The sequence below is a fragment of the Streptomyces sp. NPDC087428 genome (genome assembly GCF_044744085.1).
Lineage (GTDB): Bacteria > Actinomycetota > Actinomycetes > Streptomycetales > Streptomycetaceae > Streptomyces.
On record NZ_JBIUXR010000019.1, the window covers coordinates 1 to 25459 of the forward strand.

The window sequence follows — 25459 nt, forward strand, 5'->3', positions numbered from 1 at the left end:
GACCGTGGTGCGCGTTCCGGTGGTGGGTTCGAGCGGCGTGACGACCGGCCGCGTGGCCCGCGTCGTGACGACGACAACCGTGGCGGCAGCACCGGCGGTGGCTTCCGCCGTGATGACAACCGTGGCGGCTCCGGCTCCTCCGGTGGCGGCTTCCGCCGCGACGACAACCGTGGCAGCTCCGGCTCGTCCAGTGGTGGGTTCCGTCGTGACGACCGTGGTGGTTCTGGCTCCTCCGGTGGCGGTTTCCGCCGTGACGACAGCCGGGGCGGTGCCTCCGGTGGTTTCCGCGGTCGGCGTGACGACGGCGACCGGGGTGGCTACCGCGGCCGCGACGACCGGGGTGACCGTGGTGGGTACGAGCGTCGGGACGAGCGTGAGCGCGAGCCGATCAAGCGGCTTCCCATCCCCGACGAGGTCACCGGCCACGAGATCGACAAGGATGTCCGGCAGGAGCTGATGAGCCTGCCCAAGACCCTCGCCGAGGATGTCGCCAGGAACCTGGTCATGGTGGCCCGGCTGCTCGACGAGGACCCCGAGCAGGCGTACGCGTACTCGCGCATCGCCCTGCGGCTGGCCTCCCGGGTCGCCGCCGTACGCGAGGCAGCGGGCTTTGCCGCCTACGCGACGCAGAAGTACGCGGAGGCGCTGGCGGAGTTCCGGGCGTCCCGTCGGATGACCGGTTCCGTGGAGCTGTGGCCGGTCATGGCCGACTGCGAGCGCGGACTCGGCCGGCCCGAGCGGGCGATGGCCATGGCCGGCGAGCCCGAGGTGCAGAAGCTGGACAAGGCCGGACAGGTCGAGATGCGTCTGGTCGCTGCCGGCGCCCGCCGGGACATGGGGCAGATCGACGCCGCCATCGTGACCCTGCAGAGTTCCGAGCTGGCCTCCAGCGCCGTCCACCCGTGGACGCCGCGACTGCGCTACGCGTACGCGGACGCGCTGCTGGCCGCAGGGCGCGAGGACGAGGCGCGTGAGTGGTTCGGGAAGGCCCTGGAGGCCGACAAGGACGGCTCCACCGACGCGTCGGACCGGCTTGCCGAGCTGGACGGTGTCGAGTTCGTCGATGTCCTCGGTGACGATGACGAGGACGGCGCACCCGTTTCCGCCCCCGCCCCGGCCGCCACGGACACGGCGGATGACGCCGAGGCGCCGGTGGTAGCCGCCGCGGACGACCTCGATGACGACGACCTCGACGACGAGGACGACGACGAGGACGGTCCGGTCAAGGCGTAACGCACAAGAAGAGGGCGGCACCCCACCCGGGGTGCCGCCCTCTTCTGTGTGTCCGGGGGCAGGATCAGTCGAGGAGCAGGCTGCGCAGGACCAGGCCCGTGGCCGGTTTGGGGCCGAAGGAGGTCGACTTGCGTGGCATGGTGACGCCCTGCCGGGCCAGGTCCCGGACGACTTCCTCGCGTACGGGATGCATCAGTACCGCCGTGGCGTTGTGGCGCTCGGCCTGTTCGACGGCGGCCGCGGTGTCGTGGATGTACGCGATGTGCGCCGGATCGTCCGGGATCTCCCAGACGTGGTCGAGCAGTGCCGAGTGCAGGACCGTGGCGTCGAGGGTGCGCCAGGCGGCCGGGCGGTCGGCCCGGACGGTGCGGGTCAGCAGGGCCTCGTCGGGGCGGTCGACCAGATGGAAACCGCCGTCGCCCGCGAGCAGGAAGGCGTTGCTCTCGGCGGCTGCCCCCGCCAGGGCGTCCAGGGCCCGGGGGAGCGGCCCCTCGATGTCGCGGATGCGGAAGAGACCGGTCAGCGCGGCGAGCGCGTCGGCGACGGGCAGCCCGTGCAGCAGCCGGTGGATGGACCGGACCCGGAGCGGGTACCGGGCCGTGTCGACCAGGAGGACCAGACCGAAGTCCCAGGCACCGGGGACGGAGTGTTCCCGCTGAAGCCTGAGATAGGTGGCCCAGCGGTGGTGGCCGTCGGCGATCAGGGCCTGGTGACGGGCCAGATCCGTCTCCAGCACCGACTGTTCGGCGGTGTCGGTGATCGCCCAGAGCCGGTGGCTGAAACCGTCCTCCGTGGTGGTGGAGAACAGCGGAGGGCGGTGGATCGTCCGCTCGATGACGGCGGTTGCCCCGGTGGCGTCGGCGTCGCTGCGATAGGTCAGCAGCAGCGGTTCGAGGTGGGCCTCGGTGGTCCGCATCAGGTCGGCACGGTCCTCGACGACATCGGCCATCACCTCCTCGTGCGGGAGCACGACGCCGTCGGCGGGGCCGGAGAGGGCCAGCGCGCCGATGACGCCACGCTGGAGGATCTCGTCGTTGCTCTGCTCGTACACGTAGAACGCGGGCTCGGGATCGGGGGCGAGGATCCCCTCGGCGAGCCAGCGGTTGAGCGTGGCCGCGGCCTGTTCGTGGCGGGCGGACGCGGTGTCGGCCTGCGGGAGGATCAGGCGCACGATGTTGTACGGATCCGCCGATTCCAGGTGGAGCAGCCCGTCGGGCCGTACGACGACGTCGTACGGGGGCGAGGTCACCGCGGCGAGGCTGCCGACCAGCTCGGGGACGTAGCGCAGTCCACGGAACGGAATCAGGTGCAGTCCCTGGTCCGCAGGGCCTCGTGAATTCATTTCTGCATCGTATGTGCGGTTCGGGGATGCGCGATGATCGGGGGGAGAAGCAGGCAATGAGGAGCGCAGGATATGAGCCAGGCGAGCAGGACCAGGCCGAGCGGGATCAGTACCGCGTTGAGTGAGGCGTACGACACGGCTCTGCTCGATCTCGACGGGGTGGTGTACGCGGGCGGGCAGGCGATCGACCATGCGGTCGAGGCGCTCGGCACGGCGCGGGACGGTGGAATGCACCTGGCGTACGTGACCAACAACGCGCTGCGGACGCCGGATGCGGTGGCGGAGCATCTGACCGAGCTGGGAGTGCCGGCCGAGGCCGCCGACGTGATCACTTCGGCGCAGGCCGTGGCTCGGCTGATCGCCGATCAGTTCCCGGCCGGGGCGCGGGTGTTGGTGGTCGGCGGCGAGGGGCTACGGGTGGCGCTGCGTGAACGCGGCCTGCGGCCCGTGGAGTCGGCGGACGACGAACCGGTGGCGGTCGCGCAGGGATACGGCGGGCCCGACATGGCGTGGGGCCGGTTCGCCGAGGCGGCCTACGCGGTCAATCGCGGGTTGCCGTGGTTCGCGTCCAACACGGATCTGACCATTCCGAGCGCCCGGGGAATCGCGCCCGGCAACGGGGCGGCCGTGGAGGTCGTACGGATCGCGACCGGGGCCGAACCCCAGGTGGCCGGGAAGCCGCTGCCGCCGATGCACAGGGAGACGGTGCTGCGGACCGGCGCGGAGCGGCCGTTGGTGGTCGGGGACCGGCTCGACACGGACATTGAGGGGGCGTTCAACGGTGGCGTGGACTCGCTGCTGGTGCTGACCGGGGTGACGGACGCGGTGCAGCTGGTGGCCGCGAAGCCGGAGCACCGGCCGACCTATGTGGACGCCGATCTGCGCGGACTGCTGACGGGGCAGCCCGAGGTGACGCAGGCGGGCGAGGGCTTCCGGTGCGGCGGCTGGACGGCGTCCGTCCGGGGCGAACAGCTCGTGCTGGAGGGCGAGGGGGAGGCGCTCGACGGCCTGCGGGCCCTGTGCGGGGCGGCGTGGTCCCAGGCCGGCGAAGGGTCGTGCGGGCTGGACGCGGGGAGGGCCGTGGCCAGGCTCGGGCTGTAGCGGCGGCGATCCGGTCGGCACCGTCCGGCCGGTGGCCCCGCCGGCACCGTCCGGTCGGTGATCCTCTCCGTGGTCCGGCCGGGCGTCCGGTCGGAGGTCAGCCGAGGACGGCGAGGTCGAGCCGCCGGAGGCGTGCGGGGTCGGCGATCACGTCGTACTCGGTGATCCTGTCGCCCTCGATGGTGAAGGTGAGCGCGAACAGCAGGCGGCCGCGCGGGGCCACGACGACTCCCACCATGCCGTTGACCAGCGCCAGTTCGGCCAGTCGTGACCGGTGCGCCAGCGCGGCCGTCCCCTCCGCGACGGCTCGCGCGCCGCGGGCCTCGGCCGTGCCGCCCGGCGGTACCGCGACGGGGTCGGCGCGGCGCACCACATCGGGAGCCAGTACCGCGAGGACCGCGGTGAGGTCACCGGCCCGCGCGGCGGCGAGGAACGCCGAGACGACCTGACGGTGCCGGGCGAGCTCGGCCGCCGGGACCGCGGGCGTGCCCCGTACCTTGTGGCGGGCACGGCTGGCGATCTTCTTCGTGGCGACCGGCGTGCGTTCCACGACGGGCGCGATCTCACTGAACGGCACGGCGAACATGTCGTGCAGCACGAACGCGATCCGCTCGACGGGTTCCAGCGTGTCCAGCACCACGAGCAGGGCGCGGCTCACCGAGTCGGCCAGCAGCGCCTCGTCCTCCGGCGGGCTTCCCTGGGCGGACTTCGCGACCTGGTCGAGAACCTCCTGCCCGGCCAGGTCCTCCCTCCGCGATCTGCGGGTACGCAGCATGTCCAGGCAGATGCGGGTCACCACGGTCCGCAGCCAGCCGGCCAGGTTGTCCACCTCGCCGGCGTCGACCCGGCAGAGGCGGAGCCAGGTCTCCTGGACGGCGTCCTCGGCCTCGTCCAGTGAGCCGAGCATCCGGTGGGCAACCGCGCGCAGCAGACCGCGCTGTGCCTCGAAGCGTTCCGCCAGTGCCTCGCGCTCGTCCACCGGTCACCTTTCTCCGTCCTGATCCGTCACCCCTCCTGACGAACGCAACGTAGCTGAAGTGACAGGGAGAGCCGATGACGTCCTTGCTGCATCTGGATTCCGGTGCCAATCGCTCCGACGAGTCGGTCAGCAGGCAGCTGACCGCACTGTTCGCCCGCACCTGGCGGACCGCGCACGGTCCGGCCGGATACCGGTACCGGGACCTGGCCGCCGACCCGGTGCCACCGCTGGGAACCGCCTACTGCTCGCTCGGCCGCAGGGCGGAGCGGACCGGCCTCGTCCCACCGGACGGAGTGGACGCGCTGACCCGGAGCGAGGCCGAGAAGCGGGAGTGGTCGCTGACCCGGCCGCTGATCACCGAACTGCTGGCGGCGGACACCCTGCTGGTCGGTGCCCCCATGTACAACTTCTCGGTCTCCGCCGCGCTGAAGGCGTGGATCGACCGGGTGGGCTTCCCCGGCGCCCTCACCGACCCGGACACGGGGGAGGGCCTGCTCCGGGGGACGAAGGTCGTGGTGATCAGCCCGCGGGGCGGTGCCTACGGCCCGGGAACCCCCCGGGAGGGCTGGGACTTCCAGACGCCCTACCTGCGGGCGTACTTCGGTGAGAAGGGGGTGGCGCCGGAGGACCTGCGTTTCGTCAACGCCGAGATGACCATGGCGGAGCTGGTGCCCGGCCTGGCCCGGTTCCGGCCGTTGGCGGCGAGTTCGCTGGCCGCGGCGCGGGCGGAGGTGACCGTGGCGGCGTCCGGCGGGGAGTCCGCGGACGGCCGGAGCGCGGGCGCGGGCGGCCGGATCGAGGCCACAGCAGGGTAGGCTAACCTAACCGGCGTGTTCGTTGAGAGTCCCCCGGAACCGAGTGCAGGCCCGACAGCCGCGCCGGACAAGCCCGCGCCCCCTGGGCGCCATGCGGTACGAGCCGCAGGGCTCCTGGCGGCCCTGGTGCTCCTGGTGCTGGTGTGCCTGGCGAGTATCGGGATCGGAGCCAAGGCCCTGCCCCTCGCCGACGTCTGGCACGGGCTGTTCCACTACGCGGGGAGCGGCGACGACGTCCTCGTACGGAAGGTACGGATTCCCCGGACCGTTCTCGGGCTGATCGTCGGCAGCGCGCTCGGCCTCGCCGGGGCCGTGATGCAGGCGCTGACCCGTAACCCGCTGGCCGAGCCCGGACTGCTGGGTGTCAACGCGGGGGCGTCCGCGGCGGTCGTCTCCGCCATCAGCTTCTTCGGTGTCACCTCACTGACCGGGTACGTCTGGTTCGCCTTCGCCGGTGCCGCGATCGTGTCGGTGGCCGTGTACCTGCTCGGGGGCAGCCGGTCCGCCACTCCGGTACGGCTCGCGCTCGCCGGGACCGCGGTCACCGCGGCGCTGTACGGGTACGTCAACGCCGTACAGCTGCTGGATTCGGCGGCGCTGGACCGGCTGCGGTTCTGGACCGTCGGCTCGCTGGCCTCCGCGAACACCGAGACGGTCGGCAAGGTGTGGCCGTTCATCGCGATCGGCGTCGTGCTGACCCTGCTCATCGCCCGTCCGCTCAACGCCCTGGAGATGGGCGACGACACGGCACGGGCGCTGGGCGCCCATCTGACCAGAACCCGGGTCCTCGCCATGCTCGCCGTCACCCTGCTGTGCGGGGCGGCCACCGCCGCGTGCGGACCGATCGTCTTCATCGGGCTGATGATCCCGCACCTGGTGCGGGTGATCACGGGTCCCGACATGCGGTGGATCCTCCCGTACGCGGCCGTGCTCTCCCCGGTGCTGCTGCTCGGCGCGGACGTGGTGGGCCGGGTCGTCGCCCGCCCCTCCGAACTCCAGGTCGGTATCGTCACCGCGCTGATCGGCGGGCCGGTCTTCATCCACCTCGTCCGACGCAAGAGGATGTCCCAGCTGTGAGGGCCACGCACACGAAGGAGACGGCGCACACGAAGGAGACGGCGCACACGAAGGAGACGGCGCACACGAAGGAGACGGCGCGGGCGACGGGGACGGCAGAGGCGACGGGGAGGGCCGGTACGGCCCGGTCGGTGCGGGCCGTGCGGACGGCCGGCGGGTACTCGTTCCGGATGAACGTCCGGGCGTCCCTGGTGATTCTGCTGCTCGCCGCCGTGGTGGCGGGGGCCGGAGTCGTCCTCATCGGCAGCGGCGACTTCACCATGACCCCGGGCGAGGTCGTCACCACGCTCTTCGGACACGGCACCTTCCAGCAGGAGTTCATCGTCACGGACCTGCGGCTGCCGCGGGTCCTGGTCGGGCTCCTCGTGGGCGCGGCGCTCGGTGCCGGCGGGGCCGTCTTCCAGACCGTGTCGCGCAACCCGCTCGGCAGCCCCGATGTGCTGGGCTTCGGCCAGGGCGCGACGGTGGGCGCGCTGACCGTGATCGTGCTGTTCCAGGGCGGGGCGACGGCGGTCGCGGGCGGGGCGGTGGCCGGTGGCCTGCTGACCGGCGTCGCCGTCTACCTGCTGGCGTGGAAGCGCGGGGTGCACGGCTTCCGGCTCGTCCTGGTCGGGATCGGCGCCGCCGCCATGCTGACCGCCGTGACCCAGTACCTGATCACCAAGGCCAACCTCGTGGACGCCACCCGGGCCGTCGTCTGGATGACCGGCTCCCTGGACGGACGGGACTGGGCGCAGGTCTGGCCGCTGCTCGCGGTCTGCGGCGTCCTGCTGCCGCTGGTGTTCGCGCACGGGCCGGCGCTGCGGGTGATGGAGATGGGCGACGACGCCGCGTACGCGCTCGGTGTACGGGTCGAACGTACCCGGCTCGTCCTGATGGGCTCCGCCGTGCTGCTCGTCGCCGTCGCCACGGCCGCCGCCGGGCCGATCGCGTTCGTCTCGCTCAGCGCCCCGCAGCTGGCCCGCCGGCTGACCCGCTCGACCGGCCCCAACCTGATGGCCTCGACCTTCATGGGCGCCGCCCTGCTGCTCGTCGCCGACTGGGTCGCGCTCGACGCCTTCGGCGACCGGCAACTGCCCGTCGGCGTGGTGACCGGAGTGCTCGGCGGCTGCTATCTGCTGTGGCTGCTGGTGTCCGAGCGGAAGGCGGGGCGCATATGAAGAACGCTTCCGCTTCCGCTTCCGCTTCCGCTTCCGTCGACGCCGCTGGTGCTGCCGGCGCCACCGGCCGCGTGAAACCCCCGCCCGCCGCCCAGCCCCTCACCAGCCCCCCGACCGACTCACGGAGTACGACCATGCAGCGCCTCACCGCGGACTCGGTGACCCTCGGCTACGACCAGCGGGTCATCGCGGAGAACCTCTCGGTCGAGATACCCGACCACTCGTTCACCGTGATCGTCGGCCCCAACGCCTGTGGCAAGTCGACCTTGCTGCGGGCGCTCTCCCGGATGCTCAGGCCGAGCCGCGGCCAGGTGCTGCTGGACGGGCAGGCGATTCACCGGATGCCCGCGAAGAAGGTCGCCAGGACGCTGGGGCTGCTGCCCCAGTCCTCGATCGCGCCGGACGGCATCACCGTGGCGGATCTGGTGGCCAGAGGCCGCTATCCGCACCAGGGGCTGCTGCGGCAGTGGTCGCCCGAGGACGAACGCATTGTCGAGGAATCGATGGCGTCGACCGGCGTCGGTGAACTCGGTGATCGCTATGTCGATGAATTGTCCGGCGGTCAGCGGCAGCGCGTCTGGATCGCGATGGCGCTCGCACAGCAGACGCCGCTGCTGCTCCTGGACGAGCCGACGACCTACCTGGACATCCAGCACCAGATCGACGTGCTCGACCTGTGCGCCGAGCTGCACGAGACGCAGGGGCGCACGCTGGTGGCCGTCCTGCACGATCTGAATCACGCCGCGCGGTACGCCACGCACCTCGTCGCGATGCGGGAGGGCGAGATCGTCGCGGAGGGCCCGCCCGGGGAGATCGTCACCGCGGAACTGGTGGAGCGGGTGTTCGGGCTGCGGTGCCAGGTGATCTCCGATCCGGAGACGGGGACACCGCTGGTGGTGCCGGCCGCGCGGGTCGCACGGGCCGCGTCGGCGTAGGAGGGGCCCTGTGCGGTGCGGGAGCCCTGCGCCCACGCTTCGTCCTCGATCGCCGGACGGGCTCGATGCGACCTCTGCGGGACGGGACCGGCAGGGACAGGGCTACAGGAGGGACCTGAGTTTCAGGAGGTCGCGGAAGCCGGCCTCCAGGCGTACCCGGCCCGAGCCCCACGCCTTGGCGAAGTTCAGCTCGCCGTTCACCAGGGCCACCAGATCGTCCCCGGTCATCGCGAGACGTATCTCCGCCCGCCGCGGAGGCGGCCCCTCTACCGTGTCCAGGACCTGGATCCGGCCGCCGGCCAGCCGGCCGGTGAACGTGATGTCGAGGTCCTTGATGTGGCAGCTCAGCGAACGGTCGAGGGACGCCGCGCTGCGCACGTCGCCGTCGGCCCCCGCGAGGTTGTCCGAAAGTCTGTCGAGTGCGCTGCGGCACTCCGCCATGGTCGCCATCGTGATCGACGGTACCGCAGCCCGTCGGGGTAGCGTTTCCCGCATGAGCGACTCGATGCCGGGGCCGGGGACGGCCGCCGGAACCGCGCCCGGGGAGATCCCGCAGGACGCGCCGCAGGAGCCGCCCGGGGCGGCCGCGCACGACCCGGCGGCCCCGGGGCCCCTCGGTGTCGTCCGCACGCCCACCGGCAACGCCGGGGTGGACGCGGGACTGGAGCGTCTCGCCGACGCCGACCGCCTCCCGGCGGACGGCCACATCGAGGTGTACGAAGATGTACACCGCGGACTGCGCGACGCGCTGACCGGCCTGGACGCCGGGCCCGTACCCGCCCCGGCACCCGCACCGGTGCCCCCGGACACCAACTCGTACAACGACTCGCACCACAACTCGTACGACAACAGGAGCTGAACCGAACGTGGCAGGAGTGGCCCGTCGCCGCCTCGACGCCGAGCTGGTACGCAGAAAGCTCGCCCGCTCACGCGAGCATGCCAGCCAGCTGATCGCCGCAGGACGGGTGACCGTCGGCGGCAGCACCGCGACCAAACCGGCCACCCAGGTCGAGACGAGCGCCGCCGTCGTCGTCACCAAGGACGACAGCGACCCCGAGTACGTCTCACGGGGCGGCCACAAGCTGGCGGGCGCCCTCGCCGCCTTCGTACCCCTCGGACTGGAGGTGGAGGGACGGCGCGCGCTGGACGCCGGGGCGTCCACCGGTGGATTCACCGATGTGCTGCTGCGGGCCGGAGCGGCACACGTCGTCGCCGTGGACGTCGGCTACGGGCAGCTCGCCTGGTCGCTCCAGTCCGATGACCGCGTCACCGTCAAGGACCGCACCAACGTACGGGAGCTGACGCCGGAGGCGATCGACGGCGAGGCGGTCGACCTGGTGGTGGGCGACCTGTCGTTCATCCCGCTGGGGCTCGTCATGCCCGCGCTGGCGCGCTGCGCCGCCCCCGACGCGGACCTGGTCCTCATGGTCAAGCCGCAGTTCGAGGTGGGCAAGGAGCGGCTCGGCAGCGGCGGAGTGGTGCGCAGTCCCGAACTGCGGGCCGAAGCCGTGCGCGAGGTCGCGCGCCGGGCCTGGGCGCTCGGTCTGGGGGTCCGGGGCGTGACGGCGAGCCCGTTGCCCGGACCCTCGGGAAATGTCGAGTACTTTCTGTGGCTGCGGGCCGGAGCACCGGAGCTGGATCCCGCGGATGTCGACCGTGCAGTGGCGGAGGGGCCTCGTTGACGACGAATACGGCACGAACAGTCTTTCTTCTGGCACACACCGGCCGGCCGGCCGCGATCCGCAGCGCCGAGCTCGTGGTCCAGGGCCTGCTCCGCAACGGCCTGGGCGTACGGGTGCTGGCGACCGAGGCGGCCGACCTGCCGCTGCCACCGTCCGTCGAGACGGTCACCGATGCCACCCCCGAGGCGGTGAACGGCTGCGAACTCCTGATCGTGCTCGGCGGGGACGGGACACTGCTGCGCGGCGCGGAGCTCTCGCGCGCCTCCGGGGTGCCGATGCTCGGCGTCAACCTGGGCCGGGTGGGCTTCCTCGCGGAGGCGGAGCGCGACGATCTGGACAAGGTCGTCGACCGGGTCGTCACCCGGGCGTACACCGTTGAGGAACGCATGACGATCGATGTCGTCGTGCACAGCAACGGCACCGTCGTCCACACCGACTGGGCACTCAACGAGGCAGCCGTGCAGAAGGTGTCGCCCGAGCGGATGCTGGAGGTCGTGCTGGAGATCGACGGCCGCCCGGTGACCGGGTTCGGCTGCGACGGCATCGTGTGCGCGACGCCGACCGGCTCGACCGCGTACGCCTTCTCGGCCGGCGGACCCGTCGTCTGGCCCGAGGTCGAGGCGCTGTTGATGGTCCCGATCAGCGCCCACGCGCTGTTCGCCAAGCCGCTGGTGACGTCGCCCACGTCGGTGCTCGCCGTCGAGGTCCAGCCGCACACCCCGCACGGGGTGCTGTGGTGCGACGGGCGCAGGACCGTCGAGCTGCCCGCCGGAGCACGGGTCGAGGTGCGGCGCGGCGCGGTGCCCGTACGGCTGGCCCGGCTGCACCAGGCGTCCTTCACGGACCGGCTGGTGGCCAAGTTCGCCCTGCCGGTGTCGGGGTGGCGGGGCGCCCCGCACTGACCCCTGACGGGGCACCCGGGGAGTCCTTGGTACCCACCCGATCCGGTGTCCCGGCCGCAGCCCGTGTGCGCGGGGGCCACGAAACCTCGTATGGTCATGTCCGTGTTGGAGGAGATGCGGATACGGTCGCTCGGAGTCATCGACGACGCGGTGGTGGAGCTGTCACCCGGTTTCACCGCCGTGACCGGTGAGACCGGCGCGGGCAAGACCATGGTCGTCACCAGCCTGGGGCTGCTGCTCGGCGGACGCGCCGACCCCGCCCTCGTGCGGATCGGCGCGAAGGCCGCGGTCGTCGAGGGCCGGATCACGGTGTCCGAGGGCGACGCGGCGGCGCTGCGGGCCGAGGAGGCCGGGGCCGAGATCGAGGACGGCGCGCTGCTGATCAGCCGTACCGTTTCGGCGGAGGGGCGCTCGCGCGCACATCTGGGCGGCAGATCCGTCCCGGTGGGCGTGCTGGCCGAACTCGCCGACGAACTCGTCGCCGTGCACGGCCAGACCGACCAGCAGGGACTGCTCAAGCCGGCCCGGCAGCGGCAGGCCCTCGACCGGTACGCGGGCGACGGTGTCGCCACACCGCACACCACGTACGCGGCGGCCTACCGGCGGCTGCGCGAGGTCGCCGGTGAACTCGACGAGCTGACGACGCGCGCCCGCGAACGCGCCCAGGAAGCCGACCTGCTGCGCTTCGGGCTGAACGAGGTCGCCGCGATCGAACCGCTGCCCGGTGAGGACACCGAGCTGGCCGCCGAGGCCCAGCGGCTCGGCCACGCCGACGCCCTCGCCTCCGCCGCAGCCCTCGCGCACACCGCGCTGGCCGGCAACCCGGAGGACCAGGAGGCGGTCGACGGGGCGACCGTCGTGGCGGCGGCCGGGCAGGCGCTGGAAGGGGTCCGGTCCCACGACCCGGCGCTCGCCGCGCTGGCGGACCGGGTCGGCGAGATCTCTATCCTGCTCTCCGACGTCGCGGGCGAACTCGCGGGCTACGCCGACCAGCTGGACTCCGACCCGCTGCGGCTCGCCGCGGTCGAGGAGCGGCGCGCCGCGCTCACCGGACTCACCCGCAAGTACGGCGAGGACATCAGCGCCGTACTGGCCTGGGCGGAGGCGGGGGCCGCGCGCCTCACGGAGCTGGAGAGCGACGACGACCGGATCGGCGAACTGACCGCGGAACGGGACGCGCTGCGCGCCGAACTCTCCGGACTCGGACAGGCGCTGACCGACGCCCGTACGGCGGCGGCGGCCCTCTTCGCCGAGGCGGTCACCGCGGAACTCGCCTCCCTCGCCATGCCGCACGCCCGGGTCTCCTTCGACATCCGGCAGACCGAGGCGGCCGACGAGGCGTCCGGCATCGACATCGGCGGACGCAGCGTGGCCTACGGGCCGTCCGGCGCCGACGAGGTCGAACTGCTGCTGGCCCCGCACCCCGGCGCCCAGCCCCGCCCGATCGCCAAGGGCGCCTCGGGCGGTGAGCTGTCCCGGGTGATGCTCGCCGTCGAGGTGGTCTTCGCGGGCTCCGACCCCGTACCCACCTACCTCTTCGACGAGGTCGACGCGGGCGTCGGCGGCAAGGCCGCCGTCGAGGTCGGGCGGCGGCTGGCGAAGCTCGCGAAGTCCGCCCAGGTCGTGGTCGTCACCCACCTGCCCCAGGTCGCCGCGTTCGCCGACCGCCAGCTGCTGGTCGAGAAGACCGTGGACGGCTCGGTGACCAGGAGCGGTGTCACCGTCCTGGAGGGCGAGGAGCGGGTACGGGAGCTGTCCCGGATGCTCGCGGGCCAGGAGGACTCCGAGACGGCCCGCGCCCACGCGGAGGAACTGCTCGCCACGGCACGGGCGGACGGCTGAGGGCTGCCCCGCCAGGAATCGCGGGACAGCCCTCAGGGCCGGTACGGGGTTGTCCGCCCCGTGGCGTCCGGGCCCGGCGGGGCGTTCCGGGGGTGCTGGTCCCACGGGGCGGCGCCCCGTGATCTTCACCCGTGCGAGTGGTGCGCCACGCCCGGTTTGTTGCGTTGCGCACCGGAGTTACGGTCCTGCCGTGCCGGAACGTGCGTACGGACTGGCATCCTTGGCCGTGTACACACCGCCGACTCGGCAGCCCCGGGAGCCATTCAACGTGTCACAGCTGCGTACGGTCCAAGTGCTGGGCGGAGGCAGTCCGGGAAGCAGCGCCCATGTCGGCTCGCTGGCCGCCGGACTGGTCGCGAGAGGCGTGCAGGTCACGGTCTGCGCGCCCGCCGGACTGGACCGCACCTACGATTTCTCCGCGACGGGGGCGCACTTCGCGCCGGTACCGAGGCGCACCGATCCCGCCGCCGTCGCCGCGCTGCGCGCTGCCTGCGCCGGCGCCGACGTGGTCCACGCGCACGGACCGCACGCCGCCGTACGGGCCGCTCTGGCGCTCGGCGGACGCCGCGTCCCGCTGGTCGTCACCTGGCACACCCGGTCCCACGCCGAGGGCGCACGCCGCCGGCTGCTGCACCTGCTGGAGCGAAGGGCCGCCCGCGCGGCGGCCGTTGTGCTCGGCGCCTCGTCGGACCTGGTCGACCGGGCCCGGCGGCGTGGGGCGCGCGACGCCCGGCTCGCGCCCGTCGCCACGACCCCACCGCGGATCCCCGCCGTGCTGCCCGACGGCAAGACACGGGCCGAACTCGGCGCGGTGGAGCGGCCGCTGATCATGGCGGTCGGCAGCCTGGTGCCGCAGCACGGGTTCGGCGCGCTGCTCGACGCGGCGCGCGCCTGGCGGCGGCTCGACACCGTGCCCCTGCTGGTCATCGCGGGGGAGGGGCGCGAACGGGCGGCTCTGCAGCGCCGGATCAAGGCCGAGGACCTGCCCGTCGCGCTGATCGGCGGCCGGACCGATGCCACCGAACTGCTGGCCGCCGCCGATCTGGTCGTGCTGCCCAGCCGCTGGGAGGCCCGCTCGCTGGTGGCCCAGGACGCGCTGCGGATCGGCGTGCCGCTGGTCGCCACCGCGGTCGGCGGGGTGCCCGAACTCGTGGGTGACGCCGCGGAACTCGTGCCGTACGGGAACGCGGAGGCGCTCGCCCGAGCCGTGGCCCGGCTGCTCGGCGATCCGGCGGAGCGGGACCGGCTGGCCGCCGCGGGTCTCGCGCAGGCGGCGAGCTGGCCGACCGAGGACGACACGATCGCCCAAGTGCTGAGCGTGTACGACGAGTTGGTGCAGCCGTTGGCGGTGGCCCGGAACCGCTGAGCCGGGTGCGGGCGGCCGCTACGACGCGTGGCGGCGGGCGCGCAGCGCCAGGCTCAGGGCCAGCACCGCCTGCGGGTCGTCCAGATCGGTGCCGAGAAGTTCACCGATACGGGCGAGCCGGTTGTACAGCGTCTGACGGTTCAGATGCAGCTCGCGCGCCGTTTCCGCCTTGCGGCCCGCATGGGCGAGGTAGGTCTCCAGCGTCGGCAGCAGCGGCGGACGCGAGGTGCGGTCGTGATCGCGCAGCGGGCCGATCGCCCGCTCGACGAACGCCGCCAGATCCGGGTGGTCCCGCAGCCGCCAGAGCAGCAGGTCGATATCGAGGCGCCGGGCGTCGTACCAGGGCCGGTCGCTGAGCCCCTGTGCCGCCGTGGCCGTCTCCGCCGCGTGCCGGAGCCCGGCACCGGCCGTCGCCCAGCTGCCCGCCACCCCGACCACGACGACCGGGGGGTGGGAGCCCGCCCGTTCCAGACCGGCCCGCTCGACCCCGGCCCGCAGCGCCGCGGCGACCCGGTCGGCCACCGCCGTGCGCTCCGTGTCGGTCCGCAGCGCCAGCAGCAGCGGCACCCTGCCCTCCACCGGCCGCACCCCGAGCAGCACCGGCACCCCCACAGCGGACAGCTCCTCCAGGACCGCACGGGCCAGCAGCGCCCAGTTGCCGGACGGGGACAGCTCGGGGGCCAGCCGCATCACCACGGGCAGCAGCGGCATCTCGCCCGGTTTGAAGCCCAGCACCCGGGCCTGGGCCGGCGCGTCCTCGGGTGCGATCCGGCCCTCCGCCAGATCCGTCAGGAAGTCACCGCGCCCGCGCGCGGCGAGTTCCTCCTCCTGGCGGGCCTGCATCAGCACCACGGCCAGCAGGCCCGCCGCGCGCTCCGCCGCCATCCGGTGCACGGTCACCAGCGGACCGTCCACGGCCAGCAGGACCAGCCGGGCCCGTACCGAACCGGTCCCCGGGCCGCCGCCCGGCACATCCGCCAGCACCGCGCCGACGGGCGGCGACTCACGGGCCGCCCGGCCGCCGCGCATCCCGTCCCAGACCTGGAGCGGATCGGCGGATACCGGCCCGGACTCGGGGCCCGCCGCGTACAGCAACTGGCCGTCGGCCGTCTCCAGGAACACCGGATTGGCCGTGAAGTCCGCCAGGATGCCCAGCACCTGCGGCACCCCGCCACCGCCGAGCAGCGCCTGGGTGCAGCGCCGGTGGACCTCCTCGGCCTGCTGGAGGAGCGCGTAGTGACCGTTGACGATCTCGGTGTGGACCTCCTCGGTCACCGTCACGAACGGCACCTCGCGGTGCAGCTGGACCAGCGGCAGCCCGGCGGCGCGGGCGGCGTCCACTATCGAGGCGGGCAGCCTGCTGAAACGCGGACCGAGCTCCACCACCAGGGCGGCGATGCCGCGGTCGGCGAGCCGGCGGACGAACGCGCGCTGCTCTGCGGGGCGGCTGCCGAGCCCCATACCGGTGGTGAGGAGCAGCTCGCCGCCCTTGAGCAGCGAGGCGATGTTGGGGACCTCGCCCGCGTGCACCCAGCGCACCGTCCGGCTGAGCCGGTCGGCGCCGGACACCACCTCGGGGAGTCCGCTGCGCAGCCCCGGCAGTTCGAGGGCCCGCTGAACGGTGATGCCGCCTTGGGTCTCCACTGGCTCTGGCCTCGCGCTTCGGTCGGGTCGTATCGGGCGGACGCCCTGATCAGGAAGGTACCGGCCCGGGGCGCCGTCGGCGGCGCCGGGGCGGCGCGGCCCGCGGCCGCCGCGCCGGCCCGACGGACCGCTGTTGACAGCGGCCGGGGCCGCTGCGATCTTGAAAATTCTGTGGGGTGCGGGCGCTCCGGCCCGCCCGGGGGGAGTGGGGGAACAATGCACGAGGACGTACGGCTTCCGGGCCCGCTGGTCGGCACCGACTGGCTCGCCGAGCGGCTGGGCGCGCCCGGTCTGCTGGTGCTCGACGCCTCGGTCGGCGCGCACCGGGGCGCCGGGCGGCGGATTCCGGGCGCGCGGCCCTTCGACATCGATGGTGCGCTCAGCGACCACGCGGTCCCGCTGCCCCACGCGATGCCGGAGCCCGCCCGGTTCACCGAGGAGCTGCGCTCCCTGGGCCTGCGCACCGGTGACACCGTCGTCGTCTACGACGGGGCGGGGGTCTACTCCAGCCCCCGCGCCTGGTGGATGCTCCGGGCGACGGGCTTCGACCGGGTGGCCGTGCTCGACGGCGGTCTGCCCGGCTGGGCGGGCGCGGGGCTGCCGCTGGAGAGCGGTGCGCCCGCGGCCGCCGCGGAGCGCGGTGACTTCACGGCCGCGCCGCGTGCGGGGCTGGTGGTCGGCGCCCACGAGGTGGCGCGGGCGCTGGCAGACCCGGCGGCCGCCGTGTTCGACGCCAGGTCCAGGGAACGGTTTCTCGGTACGGCACCCGAACCGCGGGCGGGGCTGCGCGGCGGCCATATGCCGGGGGCGGTCGGTCTGCCGTTCGGCGAGATCCAGCGCGAGGGCCGGATGCGGTCGGCGGCCGAACTGCGGGCCGCGTTCGCCGCCCTGGCGGGCGACCGGAAGCGCCTGTACTTCAGCTGCGGTTCCGGCGTCACCGCCTGCGTCCTGGCGCTGGGGGCGGAGCTGGCCGGATACCGCGAGACGGCGGTGTACGACGGCTCCTGGAGCGAGTGGGGGCTGCCCTCCGGGCTGCGCCCCGTGGTGACGGGACAGTAAGAGCGCCCGACAGGGTGTGATCCCCTCCGGCACCCCGGACCCGCCGCGGTGCGCCCTCCGGCACACCGCGGCGACGCCGTCACCCCACGTACGCCCCGCTCGCCGTCAGCCGCAGTGCCGTGTCGATCAGCGGCACATGGCTGAACGCCTGCGGGAAGTTCCCCACCTGGCGCTGGAGCCGCGAGTCCCACTCCTCGGCCAGCAGGCCCAGGTCGTTGCGCAGGGACAGCAGCCGTTCGAAGAGCTGGCGGGCCTCGTCGACCCGGCCGATCATCGCCAGGTCGTCCGCCAGCCAGAACGAGCACGCCAGGAACGCGCCCTCGTCGCCCTCCAGCCCGTCCACACCGGCGTTCTCGCCGGTGGTGGGGTAGCGGAGCACGAAGCCGTCCTCGGTGGACAGCTCCCGCTGGATCGCCTCGATCGTGCCGATGACCCGCTTGTCGTCGGGCGGCAGGAAGCCCATCTGGGGGATCAGCAGCAGGGAGGCGTCCAGCTCCTTCGACCCGTAGGACTGGGTGAAGGTGTTGCGCTCCTTGTCGTACCCGCGTTCGCAGACGTCACGGTGGATGTCGTCGCGCAGGTCGCGCCACTTCTCCAGTGGCCCTTCCGCGTCCCCGGCCTCGATCAGCTTGATCGTCCGGTCGACGGCCACCCAGGCCATCACCTTGGAGTGCACGAAGTGCCGGCGCGGCCCGCGCACCTCCCAGATGCCCTCGTCCGGTTCCTCCCAGTGCTTCTCCAGGTACTCGATCAGCTTGAGCTGGAGGCCGGTGGCGTAGTCGTTACGGGTCAGCCCCGTCATGTGCGCGAGGTGCAGGGCCTCGGTGACCTCGCCGTACACATCCAGCTGGAGCTGGCCCGCGGCGCCGTTGCCGACCCGGACCGGTCCGGAGCCCTCGTAACCCGGCAGCCACTCCAGCTCGGCCTCGCCCAGCTCCCGCTCCCCGGCGATCCCGTACATGATCTGCAGGTTCTCCGGGTCGCCCGCGACCGCCCGCAGCAGCCACTCGCGCCAGGCACGGGCCTCCTCGCGGTAGCCGGTGCGCAGCAGCGAGGAGAGCGTGATCGCGGCGTCACGCAGCCAGGTGTAGCGGTAATCCCAGTTGCGGGAGCCGCCGATGTCCTCGGGCAGGGACGTGGTGGGCGCGGCGACGATGCCCCCGGTCGGCGCGTACGTCAGGGCCTTCAGGGTGATCAGCGAGCGGACCACCGCCTCCCGGTAGGGCCCGTGGTACGTGCACTGGGCGACCCACTCGCGCCAGAAGTCCGCGGTCGCCTCCAGTGAACCCTCCGGGTCCGGGAGCGCGGGCGGTTCGCGGTGCGAGGGCTGCCAGCTGATGGTGAACGCGATCCGGTCACCGGGGGCGACGGTGAAGTCCGAGTACGTCGTCAGGTTCTCGCCGAAGGTCTCGGCCGCGGTGTCCAGCCAGACCGAGTCGGGGCCCGCGACGGCGACCGTGCGGCCGTCCACCTTGTGCACCCACGGTGTGACCCGCCCGTAGCTGAACCGCATACGTAGCTCCGAGCGCATCGGCACCCGGCCGCTGACCCCCTCCACGATCCGGATCAGCTGCGGTGCGCCGTCACGCGGCGGCATGAAATCGGTCACCCTGACCGTGCCGCGCGGTGTGTCCCACTCCGATTCAAGGATCAGTGAGTCACCGCGGTACCGGCGGCGGTCCGCGGAGGGCGGTTCCGCGCCCTCGGCGCGAGCCGGCCCCAGGCGCCAGAAGCCATGTTCCTCGGTACCCAGAAGTCCCGCGAACACGGCGTGTGAATCGAAGCGGGGCAGGCACAGCCAGTCAGCTGTACCGTCCCGGCAGACCAGGGCTGCGGTCTGCATGTCTCCGATGAGTGCGTAATCCTCGATGCGCCCGGCCACGTGCATCTCCAGTCGAACGGCCATGTCGCCCCGTAGGGCGCTTACTGCGGGTCAAGAGGTCGTTGCTAGGGGTTGAAGTGGGGGAATGTGCAAGCTCATACCTCGCCCTGGGCGAGTGTGCGAGCAGGATACGACGCACCTGGGTGATCCGCGCGACGGTCTTGGGAAGAGAGATGAGCCGAACGGGTGTGGCGTGAAAGACATGCGGTGATCGTGTGTGGCGACTGTGCCGGGAGTGGCCGGAAGCAGGCTCCCTTCGTCGCTGATACCCTGGTAGCCCGTGGACCGGTGGTCGTCTGGCGACAGCAGACGAGGCCCCCGAACCGCAGCGACGGCGCCTCCGGAAATCTCCGGACGGCAACGCCGGAACGCACCTCACGATCGCGACCACGGGAGCCCCCTTTGGCTATGCAGCCCACATCCACGACGACCAAGCACATCTTCGTCACCGGGGGTGTCGCCTCTTCCCTCGGCAAGGGTCTGACTGCCTCCAGCCTCGGCGCCCTGCTCAAGGCGCGCGGCCTTCGGGTCACCATGCAGAAGCTCGACCCCTATCTGAACGTCGACCCGGGCACGATGAACCCCTTCCAGCACGGCGAGGTGTTCGTCACCAACGACGGCGCCGAGACGGACCTGGACATCGGCCACTACGAGCGCTTCCTCGACGTGGACCTCGACGGTTCCGCCAACGTCACCACCGGCCAGGTGTACTCGCAGGTCATCGCCAAGGAGCGGCGCGGCGAGTACCTGGGCGACACCGTGCAGGTCATCCCGCACATCACCAACGAGATCAAGCACCGCATCCGCCGCATGGCGACCGACGACGTCGATGTCGTCATCACCGAGGTCGGCGGCACGGTCGGCGACATCGAGTCGCTGCCGTTCCTGGAGACCGTCCGTCAGGTCCGCCACGAGGTGGGCCGGGACAACGTCTTCGTCGTGCACATCTCGCTGCTGCCCTACATCGGCCCGTCCGGTGAGCTCAAGACCAAGCCGACCCAGCACTCGGTGGCGGCGCTGCGCAACATCGGTATTCAGCCGGACGCGATCGTGCTGCGCGCCGACCGCGAGGTGCCGACCGCGATCAAGCGCAAGATCTCGCTGATGTGCGACGTCGACGAGGCCGCCGTGGTGGCCTGCCCGGACGCCAAGTCGATCTACGACATCCCCAAGGTGCTGCACTCCGAGGGACTGGACGCCTACGTCGTGCGCAAGCTCGACCTGCCGTTCCGGGACGTCGACTGGACCACCTGGGGCGATCTGCTGGACCGCGTCCACAACCCCGACCACGAGGTCACCGTCGCGCTGGTCGGCAAGTACATCGACCTGCCCGACGCCTACCTCTCGGTCACCGAGGCCATCCGGGCCGGCGGCTTCGCGAACAAGGCCCGCGTCAAGGTCAAGTGGGTCGCCTCCGACGACTGCAAGACCCTGGCGGGCGCCAGGAAGCAGCTCGGTGACGTCGACGCCGTCTGCATCCCGGGCGGCTTCGGCGAGCGCGGTGTGATCGGCAAGGTCGGCGCCATCCAGTACGCCCGTGAGAACAAGGTGCCGCTGCTCGGCCTCTGCCTCGGTCTCCAGTGCATCGTGATCGAGGCGGCGCGCAACCTCGCCGAGATCCCCGACGCCAACTCCACCGAGTTCGACGCCGCCACCGCCCACCCCGTCATCTCGACGATGGAGGAGCAGCTCGCGTACGTCGAGGGCGCGGGCGACCTGGGCGGCACCATGCGGCTCGGCCTCTACCCGGCGAAGCTCGCGGAGGGCTCGCTGGTCCGTGAGGCGTACGACGGCCAGCCGTACGTGGAGGAGCGCCACCGCCACCGCTACGAGGTCAACAACACCTACCGCGCCGAGCTGGAGAAGAAGGCCGGGCTGGTCTTCTCCGGCACCTCCCCGGACAACAAGCTCGTCGAGTACGTCGAGTACCCGCGCGAGGTCCACCCCTACCTGGTCGCCACCCAGGCGCACCCGGAGCTGCGCTCCCGCCCGACCCGCCCGCACCCGCTGTTCGCGGGTCTGGTGAAGGCGGCCGTCGCGCGCAGGACGGGTGCCGGGGCCGAAGGAACGCCGGGCAAGTAACGGCGCCCCCGCAGGCGTTACGGTTGACCGGGGTACGCGTCCTTCGAGGACGGGTACCCCGGTCACTGTTTTTTGTGGGAGGACGTAGATGCGTTTCCAGGACACGCCCGAGGAGTGGCCGGTCACCGCGACCGAGACTCCTTTCCGGGGCAACAAGACCAGCGTTCGCACCGATGACGTCGCCATGCCGGACGGTACGGTCGTGCGCCGCGACTACCAGGTCCACCCTGGCTCGGTCGCCGTGCTCGCACTCGACGCCGAGGACCGCGTCCTGGTGCTGCGCCAGTACCGCCACCCGGTGCGCCACAAGCTGTGGGAGATCCCGGCCGGACTGCTCGACATCCCCGGCGAGAACCCGCTGCACGCCGCGCAGCGCGAGCTCTACGAGGAGGCGTACGTCAAGGCCGAGGACTGGCGGGTGCTGACCGACGTCTACACCACGCCGGGCGGCTGCGACGAAGCCGTACGGATCTTCCTCGCCCGGAACATCTCCGAGGCGGACGGCGAACGGTTCGAGGTCTCCGAGGAGGAGGCCGACATGGAGCTGGCCCGGGTGCCGCTCCAGGACCTCGTACGGGGTGTGCTCGCCGGGGACCTGCACAACAACTGCCTGGTGGTGGGCGTGCTGTCGCTCGCCGCGGTGCTCGCGGGCGACGGGGTCGAATCGCTGCGGCCCGCGGAGGCGCCCTGGCCCGCCCGGCCGTTCGAGGCCTGACCGGGGGTCTGACGGGGGTCTGACGGGCCGTCCGGAATCCGGGGCAGCCGCCGCGCTGCCGCTTACGGCCCCTCCCGGACCCTCGCGGACCCTCCCGGATCACCTCCGATCGGAAAAGATGCTGATCCGATCGGGGGACCTGTCCGCCGCGCTCCACCGGATTCGCCCACTCGCCTGAACTACGCTCGGAATGCCCTGACCGGAGTCCCGGCGGGCGACGCGTGCAGCGAAGTGGAGCGTGGCCCGTGACGGATCAGGCGGTGGACACCAGCGGCCCGGCCGAGGCGCCGGGGACCGAGGAGCCGGAAGCCGCCGAACCAACTCAGTTCTTCGGGCGCGAGCGCGAGTTGAAGGAACTCCGGGCCGATATCGAACGGGCCGGACTGGACACCATGGCCGGGCGCAAGAGCGGCCGGGCCCGGGTCCTGCTGATCGCCGGACGCCCCGGTTCCGGCCGCACCGCGCTGGCCGGTGAACTCACCCGGCGGCTGCTCGCCACCGGCGACTACCCCGACGGCCTGCTCCGCGTCCGCCTCACCGAACCGGGCGGCGCCCCGGTCCCCACCGAACGCGCCGCCCGGGACCTGCTGGGCCAGCTGGACGTGGTGGGACCGCCCGGCGCGGACGAGGACGAACTGTCCGGGATGGTCCGCGAGGCCCTCGCCGTCCGCCGGGCCCTGCTGCTGATCGACGACGCACCGGACGCCGGACAGGTCGACCCGCTGCTTCCGGACAACCCGGACTGCCTGGTCGTCGCGACCGCGCAGGGCCCGCTGACCGGAATCCCCGGCGTCCGGCCCTGCACCATCGGCGGACTGGAGGCGGGCCCTGCCGTCCGGCTGCTCGCCCGCACCATCGGACAGGTCCGCATCACCGTCGATCCGCGGACCGCCGAGACCCTGGCCGAGGAGTGCGGGGGACAGCCCGCCGCACTCGTCATGGTCGGGGGCTGGCTGGCCGCGCACCCGACCGCCTCGGTGGCCGACGTCACCAAGCAGCTGCGGGAACTGCCGGACGACACCGGGCAGCCCACCGGCGCCCGCCCGCTGGCCCGTGCCTTCCGGCTGATCCACGACTCACTGCCGCCGACCGCCGCCCGGATACTGCGGCTGCTCTCCCTCGCCCCCGCCGGACTCGCCGACGCCCACACCGCGTCCGCCCTGGCCGGCTGCTCCGTCTCGGCCGCGCAGACCACGCTCGACGACTTCGTGCGGCTCGGCGTGCTGCGCGGCGACGGGGCAGGCCAGCCCCAGTACGAGGTGCCCGGCTGCCTGGCCCCGCTGCTGCGGGCGCTCCTGGAGGACCGGGACCGGCCGGCCGAGATCCAGCTCGCGCAGGCGAGGATGCTGGAGCGGACGGTGCGCCGGCTCCAGTCCTGCCGGGCGGTCACCGAGCCCGAGGGCTCCCCGGCCCGGCGCAGACTCGCCGGGCTGCCGCGCTCGCTGCGCTTCCCCGGCCCCGAGGCCGCCGCCGCATGGCTGCGGATCCGCCGCCCCGCACTGCTCGCCTCCGCCAGGATCGCCGTACAGGACGGTGAACTCGACACGCTGGCCCGGCGGTTGGTGGCCGCACTGGTGCGGGCGCTGGCGGTGCACGAAGGCACGGAGGCGGCCGCACCCGAGCTGTACGGACTGCACGGTCTGGTGCTCGCGGTCGCCGAACGGCGCGAGCTGCCGCGCGAACGGGCGGCGGCCCTGCTCAACCTCGCCGATCTGGACGCCGGGACCGGCCGGACCCGGGAGGCGCTCGCCCGCTACCGGGCCGCGCTCGATGCCGGACGGGCCGCGAAGGACCCGTACGCCACCGGACGCGCGATGGAATCCGTGGGCGGCGCCTACGCGGAGCTCGGGGACTTCCACCGGGCCTCCGACTGGTACGGCCGGGCGCTCGCCCAGCGGCTCACCCAGGGCGAGAAGGCCGACGAGGCACGGCTGTACGGGCGGCTGGGCACCGTCCACACCTACTCCGGGCGGTACGGCGAGGCGCTGCGGAACTGGCGGGCCGCGGCGGCCGGCTACCGCAGGCTCGGCGATCTGCCCGCCCAGGCACGGGCGCTCAGCGAGGTCGCCCGGGTCCAGGAGTACGCGGGCCGTCCCCAGGAGTCGCTGCACACCTGCCGGCAGGCCGTGGAGTGGGCGCGCCAGGCCAAGGACGTACGGCTGCAGGCCGCCCTTGAGCTGCGGCTGGCCGACACGCTGGACCGGCTCGGTGACCCCGCCGCCGCGGGGCTGCATCGGAGTACGGCCGACAGATTGCTGGGTGAGGAGAGCGCAGCCTACGAAATCCGTAGTCGGTCGACGGAAAATTAATGCTTTGTAAGGCTAGACAGCGGGAAGCCCTTCATTAGACTGGCTTTGCCGCGGGTGTTCGCGGTGTCTCCATTTACGCTGCGTATATGCGGGTATGTACTGCTGTGCCCGGTGACCCTCTGAGCCAAGGACCGTGATCGACGTGAAGGTCGGCATCCCCCGCGAAGTCAAGAACAACGAGTTCCGCGTGGCGATCACGCCTGCCGGTGTGCACGAGCTCGTCCGTCACGGCCACCAGGTCGTCGTCGAGGAGAGCGCCGGGGCCGGCTCCTCCATCACGGACGAGGAGTACGTCGCCGCCGGGGCGCGGATCCTGCCCACCGCCGACGAGGTCTGGGCCACCGCCGACCTGCTGCTGAAGGTCAAGGAGCCGGTCGCGGAGGAGTACCACCGCCTCCGCAAGGGCCAGACCCTCTTCACGTACCTGCACCTCGCCGCCTCCCGCGCCTGCACGGACGCGCTGCTGGAGTCCGGCACCACCGCCATCGCCTACGAGACCGTCGAGACCGCGAACCGCGCGCTGCCGCTGCTCGCCCCGATGTCCGAGGTCGCGGGCCGGCTGGCCCCGCAGGTCGGCGCGTACCACCTGATGCGTTCGGTCGGCGGCCGCGGTGTGCTGCCCGGCGGCGTCCCGGGCACGGCCGCCGGGCGGGCCGTCGTCATCGGCGGCGGTGTCTCCGGCTGGAACGCCACACAGATCGCCGTCGGTCTCGGCTTCCACGTCACGCTGCTCGACAAGGACATCAACAAGCTCCGCGAGGCCGACCGGATCTTCGGCACCAAGGTGCAGACCGTCGTCTCCAACGCCTTCGAGCTGGAGAAGGCCGTCGTCGAGGCGGACCTGGTCGTCGGCGCCGTGCTGATCCCCGGCGCGAAGGCCCCGAAGCTGGTCACCAACGAGCTCGTCGCCAAGATGAAGCCCGGAAGTGTACTTGTCGACATTGCAATTGATCAGGGTGGTTGCTTCGAGGACTCCCACCCGACGACGCACGCCGAGCCGATCTTCATGGTTCACGACTCGGTCTTCTACTGCGTCGCCAACATGCCGGGCGCGGTGCCGAACACCTCCACGTACGCCCTCACCAACGCGACGCTGCCCTACATCGTGGAGCTCGCGAACCGGGGCTGGGCCGAGGCGCTGCGCCGTGACGCCGCACTGGCCAAGGGCCTCAACACCCATGACGGACAGGTCGTTTACCGCGAGGTGGCGGAGGCGCACGGCCTCGACCACGTCGAACTGAGCACGCTTCTCGGCTGACGGTCCCCCACCTCCCGGCGGGCGTGGGAGGGGTTCCTTTCCGTGTCCCGTCAACCTCGTGCGTCCGGCCGGACCT

At 72.6% G+C, this 25459-nt stretch carries 21 protein-coding genes; 16 read left to right on the forward strand and 5 right to left on the reverse strand.

Features of this window, described 5'->3' with window-relative positions; translation table 11 throughout:
• Positions 1 to 456: 456 nt before the first annotated feature.
• A complete protein-coding gene (locus tag ACIO3R_RS33190; protein WP_385042021.1) occupies positions 457 to 1233 on the forward strand; it encodes a tetratricopeptide repeat protein in 777 nt (258 codons plus the stop codon).
• A gap of 64 nt (positions 1234 to 1297) precedes the next feature.
• Here ACIO3R_RS33190 and ACIO3R_RS33195 read toward each other — a convergent pair whose 3' ends face one another.
• The gene (locus tag ACIO3R_RS33195) at positions 1298 to 2575 is read right to left on the reverse strand and encodes a DUF1015 domain-containing protein (protein ID WP_402110751.1); all 1278 of its coding nucleotides are present in this window, start codon (positions 2573 to 2575) and stop codon (positions 1298 to 1300) included.
• Between the two features lie 72 nt (positions 2576 to 2647).
• Between ACIO3R_RS33195 and ACIO3R_RS33200 the strand changes: the two genes are divergently transcribed.
• Complete coding sequence (locus ACIO3R_RS33200) at positions 2648 to 3676, forward strand: HAD-IIA family hydrolase (RefSeq protein WP_402110753.1); 1029 nt, start codon at positions 2648 to 2650, stop codon at positions 3674 to 3676.
• Positions 3677 to 3773: 97 nt separating this feature from the next.
• Here the strand turns inward: ACIO3R_RS33200 and ACIO3R_RS33205 are convergent, their stop codons facing one another.
• On the reverse strand, positions 3774 to 4655 hold the full coding sequence (locus ACIO3R_RS33205) for a sigma-70 family RNA polymerase sigma factor (protein ID WP_402110755.1): 882 nt from the start codon (positions 4653 to 4655) through the stop codon (positions 3774 to 3776).
• Positions 4656 to 4729: 74 nt separating this feature from the next.
• Here ACIO3R_RS33205 and ACIO3R_RS33210 point away from each other — a divergent pair, with 74 nt between their 5' ends.
• The 4 genes from ACIO3R_RS33210 to ACIO3R_RS33225 all read left to right on the forward strand — a co-directional run bounded on the left by ACIO3R_RS33210 (position 4730) and on the right by ACIO3R_RS33225 (position 8642).
• Positions 4730 to 5470, forward strand: coding sequence for an FMN-dependent NADH-azoreductase (locus tag ACIO3R_RS33210; RefSeq protein WP_402110757.1), 741 nt, complete (start codon positions 4730 to 4732; stop codon positions 5468 to 5470).
• A gap of 15 nt (positions 5471 to 5485) precedes the next feature.
• A complete protein-coding gene (locus ACIO3R_RS33215) occupies positions 5486 to 6547 on the forward strand; it encodes a FecCD family ABC transporter permease (protein ID WP_385345538.1) in 1062 nt (353 codons plus the stop codon).
• 170 nt (positions 6548 to 6717) lie between these two features.
• Positions 6718 to 7707: a FecCD family ABC transporter permease gene (locus ACIO3R_RS33220; RefSeq protein WP_402110872.1), complete on the forward strand. Its 990-nt coding sequence runs from the start codon at positions 6718 to 6720 to the stop codon at positions 7705 to 7707.
• A gap of 134 nt (positions 7708 to 7841) precedes the next feature.
• Positions 7842 to 8642: an ABC transporter ATP-binding protein gene (locus ACIO3R_RS33225; protein ID WP_401286114.1), complete on the forward strand. Its 801-nt coding sequence runs from the start codon at positions 7842 to 7844 to the stop codon at positions 8640 to 8642.
• Positions 8643 to 8744: 102 nt separating this feature from the next.
• Here ACIO3R_RS33225 and ACIO3R_RS33230 read toward each other — a convergent pair whose 3' ends face one another.
• Positions 8745 to 9092, reverse strand: coding sequence for an SCP2 sterol-binding domain-containing protein (locus tag ACIO3R_RS33230; RefSeq protein WP_385345533.1), 348 nt, complete (start codon positions 9090 to 9092; stop codon positions 8745 to 8747).
• A 55-nt stretch (positions 9093 to 9147) separates the two neighbouring features.
• On the opposite strand from ACIO3R_RS33230, the gene ACIO3R_RS33235 reads away from it, so the two are divergent.
• From ACIO3R_RS33235 to ACIO3R_RS33255, 5 genes are all read left to right on the forward strand, one after another.
• Positions 9148 to 9501, forward strand: coding sequence for a hypothetical protein (locus ACIO3R_RS33235; RefSeq protein WP_402110873.1), 354 nt, complete (start codon positions 9148 to 9150; stop codon positions 9499 to 9501).
• 7 nt (positions 9502 to 9508) lie between these two features.
• Positions 9509 to 10324, forward strand: a complete 816-nt coding sequence (locus ACIO3R_RS33240) for a TlyA family RNA methyltransferase (RefSeq protein ID WP_363025479.1) — start codon at positions 9509 to 9511, stop codon at positions 10322 to 10324.
• Positions 10321 to 11226, forward strand: a complete 906-nt coding sequence (locus tag ACIO3R_RS33245) for an NAD kinase (RefSeq protein WP_123468978.1) — start codon at positions 10321 to 10323, stop codon at positions 11224 to 11226. The genes ACIO3R_RS33240 and ACIO3R_RS33245 overlap by 4 nt, the downstream gene beginning before the upstream one ends.
• Before the next feature lie 96 nt (positions 11227 to 11322).
• Positions 11323 to 13068, forward strand: a complete 1746-nt coding sequence (gene recN / locus ACIO3R_RS33250) for a DNA repair protein RecN (RefSeq protein ID WP_385345530.1) — start codon at positions 11323 to 11325, stop codon at positions 13066 to 13068.
• 268 nt (positions 13069 to 13336) lie between these two features.
• Positions 13337 to 14434 carry a glycosyltransferase family 4 protein gene (locus ACIO3R_RS33255; RefSeq protein WP_385036522.1) on the forward strand — a complete coding sequence of 366 codons (1098 nt, stop codon included), beginning with the start codon at positions 13337 to 13339 and terminating at the stop codon, positions 14432 to 14434.
• An 18-nt stretch (positions 14435 to 14452) separates the two neighbouring features.
• On the opposite strand, the gene ACIO3R_RS33260 is transcribed toward ACIO3R_RS33255, so the two are convergent.
• Positions 14453 to 16078 carry a PucR family transcriptional regulator gene (locus ACIO3R_RS33260; protein WP_385036523.1) on the reverse strand — a complete coding sequence of 542 codons (1626 nt, stop codon included), beginning with the start codon at positions 16076 to 16078 and terminating at the stop codon, positions 14453 to 14455.
• 216 nt (positions 16079 to 16294) lie between these two features.
• Between ACIO3R_RS33260 and ACIO3R_RS33265 the strand changes: the two genes are divergently transcribed.
• Positions 16295 to 17137, forward strand: coding sequence for a sulfurtransferase (locus tag ACIO3R_RS33265; RefSeq protein ID WP_402110760.1), 843 nt, complete (start codon positions 16295 to 16297; stop codon positions 17135 to 17137).
• Between the two features lie 79 nt (positions 17138 to 17216).
• Here the strand turns inward: ACIO3R_RS33265 and ACIO3R_RS33270 are convergent, their stop codons facing one another.
• Positions 17217 to 19019: a glycoside hydrolase family 15 protein gene (locus ACIO3R_RS33270; RefSeq protein ID WP_385036531.1), complete on the reverse strand. Its 1803-nt coding sequence runs from the start codon at positions 19017 to 19019 to the stop codon at positions 17217 to 17219.
• Between the two features lie 408 nt (positions 19020 to 19427).
• Here ACIO3R_RS33270 and ACIO3R_RS33275 point away from each other — a divergent pair, with 408 nt between their 5' ends.
• From ACIO3R_RS33275 to ald, 4 genes are all read left to right on the forward strand, one after another.
• A complete protein-coding gene (locus ACIO3R_RS33275) occupies positions 19428 to 21101 on the forward strand; it encodes a CTP synthase (RefSeq protein WP_402110761.1) in 1674 nt (557 codons plus the stop codon).
• An 88-nt stretch (positions 21102 to 21189) separates the two neighbouring features.
• On the forward strand, positions 21190 to 21816 hold the full coding sequence (locus tag ACIO3R_RS33280; RefSeq protein WP_385036526.1) for an NUDIX domain-containing protein: 627 nt from the start codon (positions 21190 to 21192) through the stop codon (positions 21814 to 21816).
• A gap of 245 nt (positions 21817 to 22061) precedes the next feature.
• The gene (locus ACIO3R_RS33285; RefSeq protein ID WP_402110763.1) at positions 22062 to 24125 is read left to right on the forward strand and encodes a tetratricopeptide repeat protein; all 2064 of its coding nucleotides are present in this window, start codon (positions 22062 to 22064) and stop codon (positions 24123 to 24125) included.
• Positions 24126 to 24267: 142 nt separating this feature from the next.
• Entirely contained in the window at positions 24268 to 25383 is a 1116-nt protein-coding gene (gene ald / locus ACIO3R_RS33290; RefSeq protein ID WP_385036532.1) for an alanine dehydrogenase, read from the forward strand.
• Positions 25384 to 25459: the final 76 nt, after the last annotated feature.

What these genes read in the sequence shown, in the direction of transcription:
- ACIO3R_RS33200 (WP_402110753.1), top strand. Translation starts at nt 2,648, where the DNA reads ATGAGCCAGGCGAGCAGGACCAGGCCGAGCGGGATCAGTACCGCGTTG.
- ACIO3R_RS33210 (WP_402110757.1), top strand. Translation starts at nt 4,730, where the DNA reads ATGACGTCCTTGCTGCATCTGGATTCCGGTGCCAATCGCTCCGACGAG.
- ACIO3R_RS33190 (WP_385042021.1), top strand. Translation starts at nt 457, where the DNA reads ATGAGCCTGCCCAAGACCCTCGCCGAGGATGTCGCCAGGAACCTGGTC.
- ACIO3R_RS33195 (WP_402110751.1), bottom strand. Translation starts at nt 2,575, where the DNA reads ATGAATTCACGAGGCCCTGCGGACCAGGGACTGCACCTGATTCCGTTC.
- ACIO3R_RS33225 (WP_401286114.1), top strand. Translation starts at nt 7,842, where the DNA reads ATGCAGCGCCTCACCGCGGACTCGGTGACCCTCGGCTACGACCAGCGG.
- ACIO3R_RS33230 (WP_385345533.1), bottom strand. Translation starts at nt 9,092, where the DNA reads ATGGCGACCATGGCGGAGTGCCGCAGCGCACTCGACAGACTTTCGGAC.
- ACIO3R_RS33280 (WP_385036526.1), top strand. Translation starts at nt 21,190, where the DNA reads ATGCGTTTCCAGGACACGCCCGAGGAGTGGCCGGTCACCGCGACCGAG.
- ACIO3R_RS33220 (WP_402110872.1), top strand. Translation starts at nt 6,718, where the DNA reads ATGAACGTCCGGGCGTCCCTGGTGATTCTGCTGCTCGCCGCCGTGGTG.
- ACIO3R_RS33235 (WP_402110873.1), top strand. Translation starts at nt 9,148, where the DNA reads ATGCCGGGGCCGGGGACGGCCGCCGGAACCGCGCCCGGGGAGATCCCG.
- recN (WP_385345530.1), top strand. Translation starts at nt 11,323, where the DNA reads ATGTCCGTGTTGGAGGAGATGCGGATACGGTCGCTCGGAGTCATCGAC.
- ACIO3R_RS33275 (WP_402110761.1), top strand. Translation starts at nt 19,428, where the DNA reads ATGCAGCCCACATCCACGACGACCAAGCACATCTTCGTCACCGGGGGT.
- ACIO3R_RS33265 (WP_402110760.1), top strand. Translation starts at nt 16,295, where the DNA reads ATGCACGAGGACGTACGGCTTCCGGGCCCGCTGGTCGGCACCGACTGG.